13 protein-coding genes are annotated in these 15894 nt (G+C 59.1%); 4 read left to right on the forward strand and 9 right to left on the reverse strand.

Translation table 11 applies throughout. The annotated features are described in order from the left end of the window. Nucleotide 1: 1 nt before the first annotated feature. Complete coding sequence (locus ACA071_RS15460) at nucleotides 2-889, reverse strand: LysR family transcriptional regulator (protein ID WP_497645153.1); 888 nt, start codon at nucleotides 887-889, stop codon at nucleotides 2-4. A 141-nt stretch (nucleotides 890-1030) separates the two neighbouring features. Between ACA071_RS15460 and ACA071_RS15465 the strand changes: the two genes are divergently transcribed. Next, entirely contained in the window at nucleotides 1031-1675 is a 645-nt protein-coding gene (locus ACA071_RS15465) for a hydrolase (RefSeq protein ID WP_213939540.1), read from the forward strand. Between the two features lie 249 nt (nucleotides 1676-1924). Here the strand turns inward: ACA071_RS15465 and ACA071_RS15470 are convergent, their stop codons facing one another. From ACA071_RS15470 to phbB, 5 genes are all read right to left on the reverse strand, one after another. After that, a complete protein-coding gene (locus ACA071_RS15470; RefSeq protein ID WP_497645154.1) occupies nucleotides 1925-3238 on the reverse strand; it encodes an OprD family porin in 1314 nt (437 codons plus the stop codon). A gap of 59 nt (nucleotides 3239-3297) precedes the next feature. Further along, complete coding sequence (locus ACA071_RS15475; RefSeq protein ID WP_497645155.1) at nucleotides 3298-3951, reverse strand: hydrolase; 654 nt, start codon at nucleotides 3949-3951, stop codon at nucleotides 3298-3300. A 127-nt stretch (nucleotides 3952-4078) separates the two neighbouring features. Next, the gene (gene phaC, locus ACA071_RS15480) at nucleotides 4079-5782 is read right to left on the reverse strand and encodes a class I poly(R)-hydroxyalkanoic acid synthase (RefSeq protein ID WP_497645156.1); all 1704 of its coding nucleotides are present in this window, start codon (nucleotides 5780-5782) and stop codon (nucleotides 4079-4081) included. A 94-nt stretch (nucleotides 5783-5876) separates the two neighbouring features. After that, nucleotides 5877-7055: an acetyl-CoA C-acetyltransferase gene (locus tag ACA071_RS15485; RefSeq protein WP_497645157.1), complete on the reverse strand. Its 1179-nt coding sequence runs from the start codon at nucleotides 7053-7055 to the stop codon at nucleotides 5877-5879. Nucleotides 7056-7112: 57 nt separating this feature from the next. Next, on the reverse strand, nucleotides 7113-7859 hold the full coding sequence (gene phbB / locus ACA071_RS15490; RefSeq protein WP_497645158.1) for an acetoacetyl-CoA reductase: 747 nt from the start codon (nucleotides 7857-7859) through the stop codon (nucleotides 7113-7115). A gap of 241 nt (nucleotides 7860-8100) precedes the next feature. On the opposite strand from phbB, the gene ACA071_RS15495 reads away from it, so the two are divergent. Beyond that, a complete protein-coding gene (locus ACA071_RS15495) occupies nucleotides 8101-9138 on the forward strand; it encodes an AraC family transcriptional regulator (protein WP_497645159.1) in 1038 nt (345 codons plus the stop codon). A 163-nt stretch (nucleotides 9139-9301) separates the two neighbouring features. Here the strand turns inward: ACA071_RS15495 and ACA071_RS15500 are convergent, their stop codons facing one another. Then, a complete protein-coding gene (locus ACA071_RS15500; RefSeq protein WP_497645160.1) occupies nucleotides 9302-11641 on the reverse strand; it encodes a DUF3141 domain-containing protein in 2340 nt (779 codons plus the stop codon). 244 nt (nucleotides 11642-11885) lie between these two features. On the opposite strand from ACA071_RS15500, the gene phaP reads away from it, so the two are divergent. Next, entirely contained in the window at nucleotides 11886-12455 is a 570-nt protein-coding gene (phaP, locus tag ACA071_RS15505) for a TIGR01841 family phasin (RefSeq protein ID WP_497645161.1), read from the forward strand. A gap of 35 nt (nucleotides 12456-12490) precedes the next feature. Here phaP and phaR read toward each other — a convergent pair whose 3' ends face one another. Next, nucleotides 12491-13012, reverse strand: coding sequence for a polyhydroxyalkanoate synthesis repressor PhaR (phaR, locus tag ACA071_RS15510; protein ID WP_497645162.1), 522 nt, complete (start codon nucleotides 13010-13012; stop codon nucleotides 12491-12493). A 262-nt stretch (nucleotides 13013-13274) separates the two neighbouring features. Between phaR and ACA071_RS15515 the strand changes: the two genes are divergently transcribed. Then, nucleotides 13275-14444, forward strand: coding sequence for an IS4 family transposase (locus tag ACA071_RS15515; protein WP_497641581.1), 1170 nt, complete (start codon nucleotides 13275-13277; stop codon nucleotides 14442-14444). A 52-nt stretch (nucleotides 14445-14496) separates the two neighbouring features. Here the strand turns inward: ACA071_RS15515 and ACA071_RS15520 are convergent, their stop codons facing one another. Next, a complete protein-coding gene (locus tag ACA071_RS15520) occupies nucleotides 14497-15765 on the reverse strand; it encodes an OprD family porin (RefSeq protein ID WP_497645163.1) in 1269 nt (422 codons plus the stop codon). Nucleotides 15766-15894 lie beyond the last annotated feature (129 nt).

Genomic DNA, 15894 nt, shown 5'->3' on the forward strand with positions numbered 1-15894 from the left:
TTCAACGCGGGGCCAGTTCCTTCACCAGAAAATCAATGAACGTGCGGGTCTTCTGCGGCACCCGTCGCGCTGACGGGTAGACCGCGTTGATGGTGATCGGCGGCGCCTGCCACTCGCACAGCACTGGCACCAAACGACCGGCCGCCAACGCCTCTTCGACAATGAAATCCGGGAGCAGGGCGATGCCCATCCCGGCCTCGGCCGCCTGGGCGAGCAAGTCGCCGTTGTTGGCGTGCAAGGGGCCGGTGACGTTGACCCGTTGCGTGTCCTTGCCGTTGCTCAGTTGCAGGCTGACGCCGCTTTGCAGATAGCCGTAGTTCAAACATTGGTGGCTGGTCAGGTCCTTTGGCACTTGTGGCGTACCGGCGCGTTTCAAATAGGTCGGCGAGGCGACCATGATTCGCGGAGCCGGGGCCAATAATCGGGCGACCATGGATGAGTCGGGCATGCTGGCAATCCGCAGCGTCACATCGAAACCGCCGCGCACCGGGTCCACTTGCTGATCACTCAGCACCAGTTGCAACTCGATGTTCGGATGCTGTTCATGGAACAGCGGAATCAACGGCCCCAGGCGTCGCAAGCCGAAGGACATCGGCGCGTTGATCCGCAGTACGCCACGCAATTCACCCACGCCATCACGAGCCCGTTGCTCGGCCTCGTCCAACGACGCAATGAGTTCCCGCGCCGCGTCGTAATACTCGGCGCCGGCCTCGGTCAGGTGCAGGCTGCGGGTGGTGCGTTGCAGCAATTGCACGCCGATGGCCTCTTCCAGCGCTTGAATCTGCTTGCTGACTTTTGAGCGCGGCACATCCATCGCCCGGGCTGCGGCGGCGAAGCCGTTCTCACCGACGGTGACGATAAAGGCGCGCATGCATTCGATACGATCCAAGGATTGTCCCCAATTTGGAATCAATGATTCTTGATTTTAGGGAATTGTTCCTTTAATGGCTAGGGCCTACATTAGCTCCAAGCCAAGCAAACAACGGCTAACCCATTAAACACAACTCATCGACATCAAAAGGAACTCGCCATGTCCATCCGTGAATTGCTCAACCCAACCAACTCCGCCCTGATCCTGATCGACCACCAGCCGCAGATGTCCTTCGGCGTGCAATCGATCGATCGCCAGACCCTGAAGAACAACACCGTGGCCCTGGCCAAAACGGCGAAAATCTTCAATGTGCCGACCATCCTGACCTCGGTGGAAACCGAAAGCTTCAGCGGTTTTATCTGGCCTGAGTTGCTCGGCGTGTTCCCGGATCAACAGCCGATCGAGCGCACCTCGATGAACTCCTGGGAAGACAAGGCGCTGGTCGCCGCGGTGAAAGCCACCGGGCGCAAGAAGCTGATCATGGCGGCGCTGTGGACTGAGGTCTGCCTGAACTTCCCGGCACTCGAAGCCCTGGCCGAAGGCTACGAGGTGTACATCGTCACCGACGCGTCCGGCGGCACCACCAAAGAAGCCCACGACATGTCGGTGCAACGCATGATCCAGGCCGGCGCGGTGCCGGTGACCTGGCAACAAGTGCTGCTCGAATACCAACGCGACTGGGCCCACAAAGAGACCTACGATGCGGTGATGGAACTGGTGCGCGAACACAGCGGCGCCTACGGCATGGGCGTGGATTACGCCTACACCATGGTGCACAAGGCACCGCAGCGGCAGGTCAAGTAAACCGAAAGCGGCTACAAAAAAGCTCACTCATGTTCAGCATGAGTGGGCTTTTTTTGCCTTATGACCGGGCCACTCAATCGCAACCCTTGTAGCAGCTGCCGAGCCTGCGAGGCTGCGTTCGGCGGCGAAGCCGTCGCAAACCCTATGCACACGGTCCACCTGATACACCGCGTGGTCTAATTTTACGACGGCTTCGCCGCCGAACGTGGCCTCGCTGGGGCTCGACCGCTGCTACGGGGGATCAATCGGTTAAAGGTGGCCAAAGCTCAGCGGGTACTGGACCACTACATACACCCGGTCGATGTCGTCGCCCGCCTGGGCGGTGTTGCCCCGATGCGAGACATGGGACAGTTGCAGCGATAAGCCTTTGGCTGATCCCGATTGCACGATGTAGCGCAAATCGATATCGCGCTCCCAGTGCCGTCCGCCATCGCCTTGTTGCGGCACATATTCGCCGCTTGCTTCGTCGAACGGGTTGTAGGCCCCGCCCTTGGGTGCATGGGTGCCGTCGATGTTGCGGCCGGTCACATAGCGGGTCATGAAGTTCAGCCCCGGAATGCCGAAGGTGCCGAGGTCGAGGTCGTAGCGGGCTTGCCAGGAGCGTTCATGGGCGCCGTTGAAGTCGGCGTACTTGATTGAGTTAGCCAGGTAGATGGAGTCACCACCGACGAAATCAAACGGGGTGTCGCCGTTGATTTGCTGATAGGCCAGGGTGAAGCCATGGGCACCCAGGCTGTACTTGCCCGACAGGCTGTAAGCGGTATTGTCGATGGCGCCCGCCAATGCCCGACCCGTGTCCTGCGTGTGGTACAGATTCGCATCGAGAAAAACATCAGACTGCTTGAAGTGCAGATTGCCGTAGTACTGGTGCCAGGTGTCGCTCAGTTCGGAGGCATACAACGCGCCGCCCACCGGGCTGTTGGTGAACAGGTCGGCCCCAACAAAGCTAATCCCGCCCGCTTCAGTGTTGGCTCCGTAGCCAAAAAAGTCGCCCTTGCTCGATGAACTGTCCTGGTTCTTGAACGCCGTGAAGTGCCCGGCCACCAGGTTTATGCCGTCGATCTCCCGGCTGTTCATCAGAAAACCCGTGGCGTACTCCGGTTGCAGACGTTTGTCCGACGTATCAAACACCGGAGTTTCCACGGTCATTTCACCAAAGGCTAGCGTAGTGCGCGACGCCTTGATCTTGATCGCGCCGCCACCACTGGAGTAGTTGCTGTCGCTGCGGCCGTCATCATCCACCGGCAGCAACCCGGTGCCGGAATGCCCCTTGCCGCCATCGAGCTTGAGCCCGAAAAACCCGTGGGCGTCGAGGCCAACGCCAATCGTGCCTGCGGTGAAACCGGATTCAAAGGTGCTGATAAACCCTTGAGCCCACTCGGCTTTGTAGCTTTTGCCGGAGGGTGAGGGCGTGCGGTAGTCGCTGTTGAGGTAGAAGTTGCGACTCAGCACCCCGAGCGTCGCGCCGCCCAGGAAACCTGTGGGCGCCGGTTCATCCGCCAGGGCCGTGCCGGCCAGCAGCATCGACAAGCACAGGCTGCGATTTAATAAAGAAGACGTCATGGATCGATCACCATCAAGGCAGCGACTGCGCCAGCAAGCCACGCAGTCGCTGGTGTTGCTTAATGGCCTTCGGACGCGCCGAACATGGTTTTGGCGTAGATCAGACCCAGACCATACGAGCCACCGTTGGCGATGGAGGTTTTTACCGTTTCTTCATACGTCTCGCTGCGAGCCCAGTCACGTTGCAGTTCCAGCAGGTATTGCAGCGAAGTCATCGGCCGGGCGCCGAGCTGGATCATGCGCTGTATGGCCATTTCATGAGCTTCGATGGACACATCACCGCAAGCATCAGCGATGAAGTACACCTCAAAACCCTGGTCGAGCGCCGACAGCGCCGGGCCGACAATGCACACGGACGTCCACAGGCCGGCGAGGACGATTTTCTGCTTGCCGAATTTGTTGACTTCAACGGCAATGCGCTCGTCTTCCCAGGTGTTCATGCTGGTGCGGTCGATCACGTTGTGCTCCGGGAACACCGACTTGATTTCGTCGAAGATCGGCCCGGAAAAACTCTTCTCGGCGACGGTGGTGAGGATGGTCGAGACCTTGAAGCCACGCGCAGCCTTGGCCACTAGCGCGGCGTTGTTGCGCAGGGTGACGGCATCGATGGACTTGGTCGCGAAGGACATCTGCGACTGGTGGTCGATCATGATCAGGGTGTGATCAGTGGGGGTCAGCAGGGTTTTGCCGGGAACTGCTTTTGCAATGGCCATCACGAGGTCCTTACTGGAGTGAGTGAAGGCTCATGGTTGCGCAGATTCGACTGGGGATCTTGAGTGGGTGTGCTGTGTTTGGGGGGGAGCCCTGCGCGATGCTCATTGACCGCGCAGGGCGGTGGGGTCATTGCATCACATACCGCCCCGGTGCCGACTCGATCGACGGGTATTGGGCATTGCCGGTCTGCAGCGCCGAAGGTTGACGCTCCCCGGCGTGTTCGGCCAGCCAGGCAAACCAGTCATTCCACCAGCTACCGGGATGTTGCTGGGCATTCATGAACCACGTATCCGGTTTTTTGCTGACGCGGTTGTTGGTCCAGTAATGACGCTTCTGATTGGCCGGCGGGTTGATCACCCCGGCGATATGCCCCGAGGCGCCGAGCACAAAGCGCTTGGTCCCGCCGAGTAATTCAGTGCTGGCGTAGGCGCTTCTCCACGGCACGATATGGTCGTCGTGGGTGGCGAGGATGTACGCCGGCGCCTCGATGGTCCGCAGGTCGAGTTTGACGCCGCAGCAATCCAGCTCACCGGACTTCAAGTCGTTCTGCAAATACGTGTGGCGCAAATACCAGCAATACATCGGGCCGGGCAGGTTGGTGCTGTCGTTGTTCCAGAACAACAGGTCCAGGGCAATCGGCTTCAGGCCCTTGAGGTATTTGTCGACGTTGTAGTTCCACCACAAGTCATTGGGCCGCAGCAGGGAGAAGGTGTTGCCCATGTCCTCGCCTTTGAACAGGCCGATGGGGCCGTCCTTTCCGCCAATGGTGCGTTCGCGGTAGGCCACCAGTTTTTCATCGACAAAAATGTCGATGGGGCCGGTGTCGAGGTAATCGAGGAAGGTGGTCAACAGGCTGACGCTGGCGATGTCTTTGTCGCCGCGCGCGGCCAACACTGCCAGCGCCGTGCTTAACAGCGTGCCGCCGATGCAGAAGCCGACGCAATTGGGCCGTTGCTCGCCGCTGATTTCACGGGTCACTTGCAGGCCTTTGATGATGCCGGTTTCGATCAGGTCATCCCACGTGGTGTTGGCGTGTGCCTGGTCGAAGTTGCGCCAGGACATCAGAAACACCGGATGCCCTTGCTGCAACAGATGACCGATCATCGAGTTATCGGGGCGCAAATCGAGGATGTAGTACTTGTTGATCGACGGCGGCACCACGAACACCGGGCGCCGGTATTGGGTTTCGGTTTGCGGGTAGTACTGGATCAGTTGGAACAGCTCGTTCTCGAACACCACTTCGCCGGGTGTTGTCGCCAGATCCACGCCGACCTTGAACGCATTGCTGTCGCACTGGCGCATCTTGCCTTCTTGCAGGTCACTGGCCAGGTGCAGCAACCCCGTGAGCAGGCTGGCCCCCTGGGTGTCGACCACCCGTTGCAAGGCATCCGGGTTACTGGCGAGGAAGTTGCTCGGAGCCCCGGCGGCGATGGCTTGCTCCACCAGATACAGCAGGCGTTGGCGCGGTTTCTTTTCCTTGATCGGCAACTTGTCCAGCAGCTTCAGCAGGAAACCGGCGTTGAGCAGGTAAAACGCCGCCAGTGAACCAAACAGCGGTTGGCTCCAGGCGCCGCTGGCAAAGCGTCGATCCTCAAACGTGAACGGCTGGCCAGTCATCAGGCGCTGGCCGAGGTCGCCCCATTGCAGTTGATAGTCAGACTGCAGGCTGTCTAGGGTGCCTCGGGGCAGGTCAAACCAGTCGTTGTATTCCTGCCCTGTAAACCATGGGTTGGTGCTGACCCACAGGCGTAATTGTTGCACCGCAAAGGAGGCAATGAACGGGACCTGGCCAGACCAGTAAGTGCTGAAGGTGTGCGCGTTGTTATCCATGGAACTCCTTGCCCACAAAGGTCAACCGGGCAGAAAAAAGCGCGACACCGCGTACGGTGCCGCGTCAGTAACTAAGGCAAGCAGTTCGGTGTGACTAGCGCTCGATGACCAGGCTGACGCCTTGCCCGCCGCCGATGCACAACGTAGCCAGGCCTTTGTGGCCATCGCGACGAATCAGCTCGAACAACAGCGACACCAGAATCCGTGCACCCGATGCGCCGATAGGATGACCGAGTGCAATCGCACCGCCGTTGACGTTGACTTTGCTGGTGTCCCAGCCCAGTTCCTTGCCGACCGCCAGTGACTGCGCGGCGAAGGCTTCATTGGCTTCGATCAGGTCCAGGTCGGTGAGATTCCAGCCAGCCTTTTCCAGCACCAAGCGGGTGGCCGGTACCGGGCCGATGCCCATGATCGACGGGTCGACGCCGGCACTGGCGTAAGCCTTGATCCGTGCCAACACCGGTAACCCCAGGGCCTGGGCCTTGGCGGCGCTGGCGAGTATCAGGACGGCGGCGCCATCGTTGAGGGTGGACGAATTGCCGGCGGTGACGCTGCCGTCTTTCTGGAACGCCGGTTTGAGTTTGCCCAAGGATTGGAGGGTGCTGTCCGCTCGCGGCTGCTCATCGGTGTCGAAGGCCAGCGGCTCACCCTTGCGCTGGGGAATCAGGATCGGGGTGATTTCCCGTTTGAAGTAACCGGCTTCGATGGCCGCCGCGGCTTTCTGCTGCGAGGCAGCGGCGAAGCTGTCTTGTTGCTCACGGGTGAGGCTGTACTTCTGCGCCAGGTTCTCGGCGGTGATGCCCATGTGGTAGTCGTTGAAGGCATCCCACAAACCGTCCTGAATCACGCTGTCTTGCAGTTGCGCATGACCCAGGCGCAAACCGGTGCGGGCCTTGGGTAGTACGTAAGGCGCGAGGCTCATGTTTTCCTGACCGCCGGCGATCACCAGTTCGGCGTCGCCACAGCGGATGGCTTGAACTGCCAGTTGCACAGCCTTGAGCCCGGAGCCACAGACCTTGTTCAGGGTCATGGCGGGTGTGGTGAAGGGCAGGCCGGCCTTGATTACGGTCTGGCGTGCCGGGTTTTGCCCGGCACCAGCGCTGAGCACTTGGCCGAGGATCACTTCGTCGATCTGTTCGCCTTGGATACCGGTCTGTTCCAGCAAGCTGCGAATCAGCGCTGCGCCCAGTTCGGTGGCTGGAATCGCGGACAAGGCACCCTGGAAGCTGCCAATGGCGGTACGAGTAGCGGCAACGATTACGACTTCGTTCATGCGTGACCTCATAAGATTTATGTCGAACGGCAGCAGGGCCTCCATGCCCTGCGCGGGTTACTGCATGTTCATGCCGCCGTTGACCGAGAAGTCGGCACCGGTGCTGTAGGCCGATTCATCGGACGCCAGCCAGGCGACGATAGAGGCGATTTCCTCGGGTTGGCCGAGGCGACCGACCGGCGTGGCGGCGATCATGCTGTCGAGGATGTCCGGACGAATGGCCGCGGTCATGCTGGTCTGGATGTAGCCCGGCGATACGGTATTGACGGTCACACCCTTGCCCGACACTTCCCGTGCCAGGGCCATGGTGAAGCCGTGGATGCCAGCCTTGGCCGCGCTGTAGTTGGTCTGGCCGAACTGGCCGCGCTGACCGTTGATCGAGGAGATGTTGATAATCCGGCCCCAGCCTTTGCTCAACATGCCTTCAATCACCTGTTTGGTGGTGTTGAACATGCCGCTGAGGTTGGTGCCGATCACCGCGTTCCAGTCTTCGGGGGTGAGTTTGCGGAACGAGGCATCGCGGGTGATGCCGGCGTTGTTGACCAGCACATCGATCGGACCGTACGTCTCCTTGACCCACTCAAACGCCGCGCGGGTCGATTCCCAATCGGTGATGTCACCGTAGACAAAATCGAACTCGAACCCGGCTGCCGACTGGCTGGCGGCCCATTCTTCCTTACGGCTGGAATTGGCGCTGCAACCCACCACGACCTTGAAACCTTCCTTGTAAAGACGCTGGCTGATTGCCGTACCAATCCCACCCATACCGCCTGTTACCAATGCAATACGACTAAGCGACTTCATACACATCTTTCCTTTTCTATTTTGCGCTGCAAGATAGGAGGATTGTTCGGTATGGGTGGGGGCTGCGGGAAGTGTTGTGAGGTGACTCTCTGGTGTCCAACGGTGACAGACATGGCTAAAAGCGAGTAATACCTATACTGGGATCAACACTCGAAACCGAGCGGCCCGTTATTCTTTGATTCAACGCAGATCCGTATGGCTCCGAACAGGATGTTCGGTTCCACAGGTCATTGAGGACGCCATGTATAGAATGAGTTCAGGCTATGCCAGCGTGCTGGTGAATACGCTCTCGGCTCAAGGGCTGGATGTCGCCAGTCTGTGCCGGGAGGCTGGACTGGACATCAATCTGGCGAAACTGCCTGGCGCGTTTTGCGAGCGCAGGGCGATCTATCGATTGTGGGCCCTGGCCGCGCAAGCCAGCGCTGACCCGGACATCGGCTTGAAAGCCTATGGCAACTTCCACCCCGGCAGTTTTCAGATTGTCGGCTACACCATGATGTCCAGCCTGAACCTGAAAAGGGCGATAGAACGGCTGGTCCGTTTCAGCCCGTTGATCGGCACCGGCTTCAGCCTGTTCTTCACCGCCGAGCAGCAGAACTATCGATTGGGCGCGCTCGATCATCAGCAGGCCGGCTCGATCAAACCCAGGCAATACGTCGACGCCGCACTGGCGTCCTTGATGGGATTTTGCCGTTGGCTGGCGGGGGGCAACTCGCCGCAACCGTTGCAGGTGGAATTCAGTTATCCCGAACCCAAAGACACGTCCGAGCATCGGCGTTTGTTTGGCTGCAACCTGCTGTTTGACGCACCCTACGACAGTATTCTGTTCGACGGTCAGGAAGTGTTGCGGCCGTTGAGCATGGCCAATGAAGCGCTGGCGGTGCTGCATGACAGTTTTGCCGAAGCGCAACTGGACCTGCTGTTTGGTTTTTCGATTATCGGCAGGATTCGCGCGTTGATCAGCGAGCGCTTGAGCCAGGGGCAAGGGCAGTACGACATGGAATCTATTGCTGCGGCGCTGAACATCAGCAAGCGCACATTGCAGCGGTCGCTGGAAAAGGAAGGGACGCAATTCAAGGATGTGCAGAATGCCGTGCGCCGGCAACTCGCTGACTATTACCTGCGCCATTCTCATTTCAACATGAAGCATGTGGCGTATCTCCTTGGTTTTCATGACCACAGCAGTTTCAACAAGGCGTGCAGTCGCTGGTTCGGGATGACGCCGGGGCAGTATCGGGCGGATGAATCCCTGGAGATCGAGGAGACCGCCCCGGTCTGACGTAGCAGCTGCCGAGCCCGCGAGGCTGCGTTCGGCGGCGAAGCCGTCGTGAATTCAGACGACGCGGTGTATCAGGAATATCTCGCCGTCAGGTTTTACGACGGCTTCGCCGCCGAACGCAGCCTCGCGGGCTCGGCAGCTGCTACGTCGATTGCATTTCAGGTCATTTGGCAGGTGGCTTTTTCGGACCTTTCTTGACCTTGGCCGTTTTGCGCACGGGCTCCGCAACCCCATCAGCTTCACCGGGCGGTTGAGTCAGGTCGAAACCCGGCAGCGGCACCTCAAGCAGCGTATGCAGCTCACACCAGAACCCGTGCCCGGTCGCGGTCTCGTTCAACAATTCCGGCAACAGATTGGCAACGGCTGCCAACACCTGTTGGCGCTCCTCGGTATCGGTCAACAACAGCGGCAGGCTTTGCAGGCTTTCTTGCGGATAGGTCAGCACCAGCATTTTCTGCGTTTGCAGGGTTTCGCGAAGGTCCAGTGGCTCGGCGCTGTGGTCTTGCAGCAATAGCTGCAATTGCTCTAGCAGTTTGTCGAGTTTGGCCTTGCCCGGCGCATCGCTGTCGCGATCCAGCAGGAACAGGATGCGGATCAGGGCTTCCATCAGGCCGCCCAGGGGCAGGGCAGTTTGCAGGCGTTCGAGCAGCACCTTGTCGTGGTTTTCGGCGTGCGCTTGAAGATCGCGCCCCGGCACGTTGTCGCCGAGGCTGTTGAGTGCGCCATACATGCCGTAGAAACACAGTTCCTGAGTGGCATCGCGCAGATCGCGGTAGCCGTTCAAGGCGTCCTGAACCTGGTTGGAGAACAACGCCTGCCAGGCCAGCAACGGGTTGCTAGCGGCGGCGGGGCGACGATCATTGCGCACCTGTGCGGCGCTGCCAGCCAGCCACCACAGCGTCGGGTTCAAACTGCTCCAGAGCACTTGCTGCTGATGGAACGGATGCGCCTTGCGCAGCATCTCGGCGGTCGGTTCGTTGATCAACGGGCGCAACCACGGACGAATGAGAGCGTCGTACAAGTTGTTGTTGATGTCCGAGGCGCGCTCGACCAGGGCGAATTCGCGATCATCATCCCGGGGCGGCTGCACCTCGCCATGGATGTCGGCAATGCGCCGGGGTTCGAAACGCACGGCGTATTGCGTGTCGGGTAGGTCGTCGATCAGCATTTCATAGAGGCCGGCGGGCAGGGCGTTGATGGTCTCAACCGCGCCCAGCAGTTCACGGTGTTCACGCCGGGCCACTTCGCCGGAGACGAAAATCCCCAAGTGACCGATGCTGGCGTGACGCAGGTAGACAATGGTGCGCCCGGCGTTTTGCAGGGCCAGATCACTGGGGTAAACGTCGGCGATCCAGTCCAGCGCCTGTTGCGGCGAGGTGATGTTGTCGCCATAGGAGCAAAACACCACCACCGGCACTTCGATGCGTTTGAGGTCGAGCCCGCTGCTTTTGCGCCCCAGTCCTCCGGACAGCTGATTGCCGATGAACAGGTCGTCGACAATCATCTCGATTTCCTCGCTGTTGAGCAGCGTCGGGCTGCCCCACCAGCGCTCGAAATCGAGGAAGCGTGCGGCTTCGGTGTCGACTTCGCTGAACAGGTGGTAGTACTTGCCCCAATAGGTATTCGCCGGGTCGAGGTTTTCGAAATTGCTCACCAGCCAGGTGCCGTCGAACCGCTCGTTGCCCAGGTCGCTACCCAAACGTGCCATCCAGCCGCCACCCAGCAATCCGCCGGTGTAGCGCATCGGGTTGCGCCCGTTGACCCCGGCCCAGTACGACAGCGGCGCGCCATTGACGATGATCAGCCCCGGCAGTTCGGGCCGAGTGGCCGCCAATCCCATCAGCGCCCAACCGGCCTGGCAGTTGCCGATGACCACGGGTTTGGCGCTGGCGGGGTGCCGGGTGCTGACCGTTTCGATGAACCGCGCCTGCGCCTCGACGATGTCCGCCAGGGTTTGCCCGGGGGCAGGCGAGTGACTGAAAGCGATGAAGTAGGTGGGATGGCCGGCGCGCAGGCTTTCACCGATCAGCGAATCCTGCTTGAAGCCGCCGATACCGGAACCGTGACCGCCGCGCGGGTCGATGATGATCACCGGTGGCTGGCTGTCGATCGATTGCCCGGCGCCAGGCAGGATGCGCAACAACGAATAGTTGACCGGGCGCGGCAGGTTGACGCCGTTGACCAGGGTTTCATGCTCGAACTTGAGCAACAGCGGAAAGCCTGCACGTTCGTGGGCCAGGGTGTTGTCGCCGCGCTGGCGCAAGGTGTCCCAGAACAACAGGCTGCGTTGGCTCAGGTCAGTGAAGTATTCCTGCCAGTCCGCCGCCGCAGGCTGTTTGAGCAGGCCCTGGCTTAACGGTGCGAATGTTTTGGCCTGGCGCTGCTGCATGGCGTCGAGCACGTTGCGGGTGTTGAGCTGTTGCAGATGATTCAAGTGCTCGAACAAACCGGCCGCTGGCGAAAGCTCTTCATCTTGCAGCGCAATATTTTCTTCCAGGCCCATGGTGAACTCCTGACACTGTGCGGGGGAGTCGTCAGCCAGACTAGCAATGGCTAGACCGATCATCGGATTTTCACAAGTCTATAGCGAATAACCCCAAGAGGAATACCGTTTATTTTGCAGTGCACAAAATATCCGTTGCCAAACTGTTTTGTGCACTGCAATATCAAGGCTAACGCGACGATCGCTCAAATCGCTGTCGCGTCCTCAGGCCTGAATGGGCCTTCCAGTACCAGGAGATTTCAGCATGTCTTTTTTCAACTCGGAAAAACTGCAAGCCACTCAGAAAGCCAACCTCGACCTTTTGCAGCAGATCAGCGGCAAAGTCTTCGCCAGCGTTGAGCAATTGAGCCAGTTGCAGTTCAAGGCACTGCGCGACTCCACCGAAGAGCACTTCGAAGGCGTGCGCAAGCTGCTGGCGGTACGTGATCCACAAGGTTTCGCCGATTTGCAGGCGTCGTTCACTCAACCGAGCGCGCAAACCGAACGCCTGGCTGAATTCAATCGTCAGGTACAAGCGCTGATTGTCGGCACGCAGTCGGACATCGCCAAACTGACCGAAGGTCAAGTCCAGGCGGGCACCCAGCAGGTGAATGAGTTCGTGGAGTCGATCAGCAAGAATGCCCCGGCTGGCTCCGAGCCAGTGGTTGCTGCGTTCAAGTCGGGCCTGGCGAATGCCGGCACCGTGTTCGAAAGCGCACAGAAAGCGGTAAAACAGGCGGCTGATGTAGCCCAGAGCGGCTTTGATGCAGCGACGGCTGCGGCCGGGAAAGCAGCACCAGAGGCGGCCACCAAGGCCACCGGCGCTAACAAGTAAGTCAAATCAGGCCGGCAGCACCGATGGCGATGGGATTATTCCCCATCGCCATTTTTTTTCGGCCCGTTATCGGTGCCCGGCTTGGCGCCGAACAGCCCGAACATGTTCTGGGTATTGAGGTACAGCGCCTTGGACTGATCGACGTATTGACGCATCAAGTCCTGCATCACCGGTGCCTGCTGGTGCATGAAAGTGCTCCAGGCCTCGGACGACTGGGCGCCGGTCTGGGACTGGATATCGATCACGGTCTGGATGCTTTTATCCAGGTAGCTGCCAAGTACGCCTTGGTACGGGCCGTAGAACTGGATGATGCCCATCAGCATTTCACTGCTGAAGATCGGCTCGCCGCCGCTTTCCGCTTCCAGGATGACTTGCAGCAGAATACTGCGGGTCAAGTCCTCGCCACTTTTGGCGTCGACCACCTGGAACGGGACTTTATCGACCACCAGTTGCCGAATGTCGGCCAGGGTCAAGTGGCTGCTGGTATGGGTGTCGTACAGGCGGCGATTGGGGTACTTCTTGATCAGGCGGGGAGTGTTGCGATTGTTATCTGTCATGCGGGGCGTCTCGTGGCGAGCCTGATTTGCAGGCATCTTAACCTACTATCGCCGGAGCCGCGGAGCGCTGATCGTTCCCACGCTCCGCGTGGGAATGCATCCATGGACGCTCTGCGTCCGCTCTTGGAACGCGGAGCGTCCCGGGCGGCATTCCCACGCGGAGCGTCACTAGTGTCCGGTAAAAACTGAAGGGGGAGCTTGCTCCCCCTTGCTGTTGGCGGACTTCAGTCATAATCGGATTTTTCAGACTCGATTTTGACTCATGTTCTCCAGCACCCGTTTAGCCCAACTGCTCAGTGCGATCCCTCGCCCGTCCTTCCAGCAATCCACCGAAAAGTACCAGGCGGATCGCTACGTCAAACGCTGCACATCCTGGCAATTGCTGGTAACACTGGTCAGCGGCCATGTAACCCAAGCCTTAAGCCTGCGGTCATTGGCGACTTTCTCCGAAACGCTGGCTGCGCATAGCTACCATCTCCAAGCCGGCCCCATTGCCCGCTCGACCCTGTCAGATGCGTTGAACAAGCGTGATTACCGGCCGTTCCAAGACCTCTGTGAGAACCTGTTGCGCGGTGTCGGCCGTCAACAGCGCAAGGAAGTCGGCGCCATGGTTAGTCTGATTGATTCCACTTCGATTACCTTGCGTGGACCTCACTTTGATGACTGGACTGCCGCAACTAAAACCCGCATCACACAAGGCCTCAAGGTACACGTAGGGTTGGATCTGGCTCAGTTGGCCCCGGTGTACGTGAACATTACCCCCGCCAACGTCAACGACATGAGCGATGCGCTGAATATGCCGATTCAGGCCGGCATGACTTATGTCTTTGACAAAGGTTACTGCGATTACAACTGGTGGTACCAGTTGCAGAGCAAAGGTGCTTATTTCGTCACTCGGTTTAAGAAAAATGCCAACTACGAGGTGCTGCACGAGCACTCAACCGTTGCCGAACAAAGCCCGGTCATGAGTGATGAGGTCGTTCAGTTCGGCAAAAAACGTCTGGGTGGCAAACGTGTGAATGACTATCGAGACGAACCAGTAAGACGTGTCGTGATTGAACGCGAAGGGCACGTGACACCGTTAATCCTGGTGACCAACGACTTTGCCAGAACAGCTGAAGAAATCGCGGGTTTGTACAAGAATCGCTGGAAGATCGAGTTGTTTTTCAAGTGGATCAAGCAACATCTGAAACTCAAGCGGTTCTATGCTTTCTCCGAAAATGCCGTTCGCCTGCAGATTTACAGTGCTTTGATCAGCTACTTGTTACTGCACCTTTTTCACCGTCGCTCAGGGTTTCCCGGCTCGTTGTTTGAGCTGACGGTGCGGATTGCACATGTCCTGCATGAACGGCCCGCTACCCAAGAATTCAAAGACCGACGAAGGCAGGAACAAGAAAAACTAAAGGCTGCCCAGGGCAACCTTCAGCTTTGAAACATGTTTACCGGACACTAGTGACGCGGAGCGTGGGAACGATCGTTACGGCTTACCAGATCGGCAGGGTGTAGCTGACAATCAACCGATTCTCATCCAGATCACTGCCAAAGTTTGTCGAACGCACGGTCGCATTGCGCCATTTCACTCCAACGTTCTTCAACGGGCCACTCTGCACGACATAACCGATATCGGTATCGCGCTCCCATTCCTTCCCCTCCGGGCGATTGCGGCCCAGATCAATATTGTCACCCGTGAGATAGCGGGTCATGAAGGTCAACCCCGGCACGCCAATGGCCGCGAAGTTGTAGTCATAGCGGGCCTGCCAGGACTTTTCATCCTTGCTGGCGAAGTCGCCGATCTGCACGAAGTTGACCAGGAACGCATCGGTGCCATTGATGTAGGCAAACCCGGTATCGCCGCTCATGCCCTGATAACCCAGGCCCAGCGCATGTCCGCCGAGGGTGTAGGTGAACATCGCCCCGAGTGCCTTGTTGTCGACATTGCTGCCGCCATCGTTAGTGGAACGGGCGAAGCGCAGATCACTCTTGAACGACTGGCCCGCCGTCACCGGCAACACGTAGGTCAGGTTGACCAGGTGCTGGCTGTAGAGGTTGTCGAGATGGCCATAGCTGTAGCCGGTAGCGAGGTTGCTGGTCCATTTGTAGTTGAGGCTGGCGAAGTCGAAGCTGTCGCTGGTGGCATGCGGCGTGGTGATGCCTTTGGCGCCGGTCTTGGTGATGCCCATGTCTTCATAGTCAGAGGAATCGCGCTGGTTGACCTGCTTCAGTCGTCCGCCGTCCACGGTCAGGCCTTCAACTTCCAGCGAGGTCAACTGACCGCCCTCGAACGTCTGCGGCAGCAGCCGCGAATCGTTGGCCAAAACTGTTGGCAACTTGGGCAGTAAAGTGCCGAGTTTCAGCGTGGTTTTCGAGGCGCGCACCTTGGCGGTCACCCCCAGCTCACCGTATTCATCCTGGGCACCTTTGCTGGTGGTGCGATGGCGTTGCAGCAAGCCGGAACCGGCGCGATCCGGGCTGGAATCGAGTTTGACCCCGAGCAGGCCAATGGCATCGACACCAAAACCAATCAGCCCGTCAGTGAAGCCAGATTCGTAGCGCAACAGAAAACCTTGCGCCCATTCCTCTTGCTTGGATTGTGCGGCGTTGCCCTGGCGAAAATCGCGGTTGAAGTAGAAGTTGCGCAGCTCGAGGCTGGCCTTGCTGTCCTTGATAAAGTCAGCCATCGCGGGCGCGGAGAGGCTGATGACGCCGCCGGCCAGTAACAGTCGGGTAGCGAGAGTGCGGGTGTGACGGTCCATGGTGAAGCCCCTTTGTTTTTATTTTTTTGGAAAAGCCATTCACACACCCTCGCCAGACGGGCGAGGGCTTGTTCAGTAAAAAACGCGAACGCCCAAAGAGAGGAGCGGGGGCGCCGCGTGCGGTTCAAT

This window comes from Pseudomonas sp. LBUM1646 (assembly GCF_059716165.1).